The following is a 736-nucleotide window of genomic DNA, read 5'->3' as shown; positions in this document are numbered from 1 at the left end:
ACTGGCGAAACCGGCCCGATTCCGCGACCAGCCAGCGGCGCGGGGAACTGCGGCTGCTCACCAAGAAGGCATTCGACATGTCCGACGGCACCTACGGACACCGCCGCATCCACGCCCAGCTGCTGCGCTGGGGCGTCGCCGCCGGCCCGGAGCTGATCCGCCGGCTGATGCGCGAGCTGGGCCTGGTGCCCTGCCAGCCGCGGCCGAAGCGGTGGGCGCTGACCCAAGGGACGCCGGGGCCGGTGCCGGACCTCGTAGGCCGCGACTTCACTGCCCGGGCACCCGGTGAAAAGCTCGTCGGTGACATCACTTACATTCCCACTGGTGAGGGATGGCTGTACCTGGCGACCGTTATCGACTGCTGCACCAAAGAGATCATCGGCTATGCCATGGACAACCACTACCAAACGCCACTGATATCCCGGGCGGTCCGGAACGCGGCCCGCAACAGGAAGATCGCGAAGGGCGCGATCTTCCATTCCGACCGCGGCAGCAACTACATGTCGACTGAGTACGGGAAGGTCCTCGGGAGGCTCAGGTTGCGGCGCTCGGCCGGCCGGACCGGAATCTGTTTCGACAATGCCATGGCCGAATCTTTCTTCGGCGCCTTGAAGAACGAACGTGTGTCACGCGTGACGTACCACACCCGAGAGGAGGCCCGGCGGGACGTTATTCGGTATATCGAGTTCTGGTACAATCGCAGGCGTCTTCACTCGGCGATCGGTTATCGTCCGCC

1 protein-coding gene is annotated in these 736 nt (G+C 64.9%); it reads left to right on the top strand.

Features of this window, described 5'->3' with window-relative positions; translation table 11 throughout:
* Positions 1-47 precede the first annotated feature (47 nt).
* The coding region (locus AC2CJA_RS27035) for an IS3 family transposase (RefSeq protein WP_484605257.1) at positions 48-736 on the top strand (689 nt) is incomplete at its 3' end.

The organism is Streptomyces sp. ATLC9 (assembly GCF_057196705.1).
This window is presented reverse-complemented; position numbering and strand designations above follow the sequence as displayed.